3 protein-coding genes (1 of these 3 cut by a window edge) are annotated in these 2,500 nt (G+C 64.6%); 2 read left to right on the plus strand and 1 reads right to left on the minus strand.

What is annotated here, in order from left to right; genetic code table 11:
• The first annotated feature begins 125 nt into the window (after positions 1 to 125).
• Positions 126 to 527 carry a GFA family protein gene (locus QMX78_RS20590; protein ID WP_282273142.1) on the plus strand — a complete coding sequence of 134 codons (402 nt, stop codon included), beginning with the start codon at positions 126 to 128 and terminating at the stop codon, positions 525 to 527.
• Positions 528 to 548: 21 nt separating this feature from the next.
• Here the strand turns inward: QMX78_RS20590 and QMX78_RS20595 are convergent, their stop codons facing one another.
• Entirely contained in the window at positions 549 to 1,829 is a 1,281-nt protein-coding gene (locus tag QMX78_RS20595; protein ID WP_282273143.1) for an NAD(P)/FAD-dependent oxidoreductase, read from the minus strand.
• A 127-nt stretch (positions 1,830 to 1,956) separates the two neighbouring features.
• Between QMX78_RS20595 and QMX78_RS20600 the strand changes: the two genes are divergently transcribed.
• A protein-coding gene (locus QMX78_RS20600) for an NYN domain-containing protein (protein ID WP_282273145.1) crosses the window boundary here: on the plus strand, positions 1,957 to 2,500 show its 5' portion. Its footprint extends 260 nt past the window's final position; only the first 544 of its 804 coding nucleotides appear in the window; the start codon lies at positions 1,957 to 1,959; its stop codon lies off the right edge, out of view.

Consider the following 2,500-nt stretch of genomic DNA (forward strand, 5'->3'; position numbering starts at 1 on the left):
ATGCTCGGCAGGGGCCTTGCCGGCGGCGGTTGGTCCGTGCATGGAGCCCCTGCCGAGCATGGCTCGGCACTACCGGTGATCTTTCCCGTGTAGATTCGGCATTCCTCTTGCAGATGGAGCTGGTGATGAAAGGGAACTGCCTGTGCGGTGCGGTCGAAGTGATCGCCAATGAGCATTCCGAAATCGGTCTATGCCATTGCAGCATGTGCCGGCGCTGGTCCGGTGGGCCGCTGTTCGCGGTGCATTGCGATGACCAGGTGCAGGTCATCGGCAGCGCGTTGAAGACCTACCGTTCCTCCGACTGGGCCGAGCGCGGCTTCTGCTCACAGTGCGGCACGCACCTGTATTACCGGTTGGTGCCGGACGGCGAATACTTCGTGCCGGCCGGCTTGTTCCAGGAACAAGCGTTCGAACTGGCCAGCCAGATCTTCATCGACGAAAAGCCGTCGTACTACGAACTGGCCAACCAGACACCCACGCTCACCGGGCGCGAAGTATTCGAGCAGTTCGCCAACGGCAACAGCTGATTGCCGCTGGCGCGGTCGTGATCAGCCCGCAGGTTCCTTGCCATCGTCCTCGTCGGCATCGCCGAGGATGATGCGCGCGCTGCGCTGGTAGCTCCAATACGCTACCGCCCAGTTCAGCAGCACCACCAGGCGGTTACGGAAACCGATCAGGAAGAACACGTGCGCGGCCAGCCAAAACCACCAGGCCAGCAAACCGGACAGCTGCAGCTTGCCGACATGCACGATCGCCGCCATGCGGCCGATGGTGGCCAGGTTGCCCTGGTCGTTGTAGCGGAATGGCGCCGGCGCAGGCTTGCCATCAAGACGCGCGCGGATCACCTGCGCCACGTACTTGCCCATCTGCTTGGCGGCAGGCGCCACGCCCGGCACCGGGCGGCCATTGGCCTGCATCAGCGCGACCAGATCGCCACCGGCGAAGATCTCCGGGTGGCCGGGAACGGTGAGGTCCGGTTCCACCTGTACGCGGCCGGCGCGATCCAGTGGTACGTCCAGTGTGCGTGCCAGCGGTGAGGCGGCCACACCGGCTGCCCACACCACCGTGCGCGCAGGCACGTGGGTGTCGCCCAGTTGGAAGCCCTGTCCGTCGATATGGCTGACGGCGGTGCCGGTCAGTACTTCCACACCCAGCTTTTCCAGCTGGCGGCGCGCCTTCAGTGACAGCACTTCCGGGAAGGAGGACAGCACCCGCGGTCCGGCTTCAACCAGGCGGACCTTGGCGTCGGCCGGATTGATATGGCGGAACTCGTTCTTCAGCGTGTGGCGCGCGATTTCGGCCAGCGTGCCGGCCAGCTCCACGCCGGTAGGACCACCGCCAACGATGGCGAAACTCAGCCATGCGGCGCGCCTGGCCGGATCGGGTTCGGCTTCGGCGCGTTCGAAGGCCAGCAGCAGCTTGCGGCGCAGGTAAAGCGCGTCGTCCAGCGTCTTCAGGCCGGGCGCGTCGGCGGCCCATTCGTCGTGGCCGAAGTAGGCATGGGTGGCGCCGCTGGCGACCAGCAGCATGTCGTAAGCGATCTGGCTGCCATCGCCGAGTTGCACGTGCTTGGCATGTTTGTCGATGGAGACCACTTCACCCAACCGCACCTCGATGTTGCGCTGCCTGCCGAGGATATGTCGCAACGGTGCGGCGATATCCGGCGACGACAGGCCGGCGGTGGCGACCTGGTACAGCAAGGGCTGGAACAGGTGGTGGTTGCGGCGATCGACCAAGGTGATGCGCAAGGGTGCATCGGCCAGCGCTCGGCTGGTCCAGAGCCCGGCGAAGCCTCCGCCGATGACGACAAGGTGCGGGTGTTGCGGCATGACGTACTCCGGTGTGGCCGGTGCACCGGCCGTGGGGGCGGGTTGTCAGCGCATATCATCGCATTGATGTGCTTTGAAACAGCGATGACCGATACTGGCGGTCAGCTTGCCGCCATGGAGTCACCCCGTGTCTGAGCCCGAAAAGCGTATCGCGTTGTTGATCGACGCTGACAACGCGCCGTCATCGAAGATCGACGAGATTCTTGTGGAAGTGGCCGCCTTCGGCGTGGCCAATGTGCGCCGTGCCTACGGCGACTGGAAGAACCCGCGCTTGAAGGGTTGGGAAAGCGTGCTGCATGAGTTCGCGATCCGGCCGATCCAGCAGTTCGCCTATTCCAAGGGCAAGAATGCCTCGGACATGGCGATGGTCGTGGATGCGATGGACCTGCTGTACGCGCGCAACCTGGACGGCTTTGCGATTGTCTCCAGCGATGCCGACTTCACCCCGCTGGTGATGCGCATCCTCACTGACGGTGTGAAGGTATATGGCTTCGGCGAGCAGAAGACGCCCTTGGCCTTCGTCAACGCCTGCTCGAAGTTCACCTATCTGGAAGCGCTGGGCAACGATGCGCCCGAAGTCATCGAGCAGGTGGCTGCCAGCAGTGCGCCGGCCGCGACGACTGCAGCGGAAGTCGCGGAGCCACCGGCAGCGCCGATCAAGCCGCGCAGCA

The organism is Stenotrophomonas sp. PS02298 (assembly GCF_029959445.1).
Lineage (GTDB): Bacteria > Pseudomonadota > Gammaproteobacteria > Xanthomonadales > Xanthomonadaceae > Stenotrophomonas.

What these genes read in the sequence shown, in the direction of transcription:
- QMX78_RS20590 (WP_282273142.1), top strand. Translation starts at nt 126, where the DNA reads ATGAAAGGGAACTGCCTGTGCGGTGCGGTCGAAGTGATCGCCAATGAG.
- QMX78_RS20595 (WP_282273143.1), bottom strand. Translation starts at nt 1,829, where the DNA reads ATGCCGCAACACCCGCACCTTGTCGTCATCGGCGGAGGCTTCGCCGGG.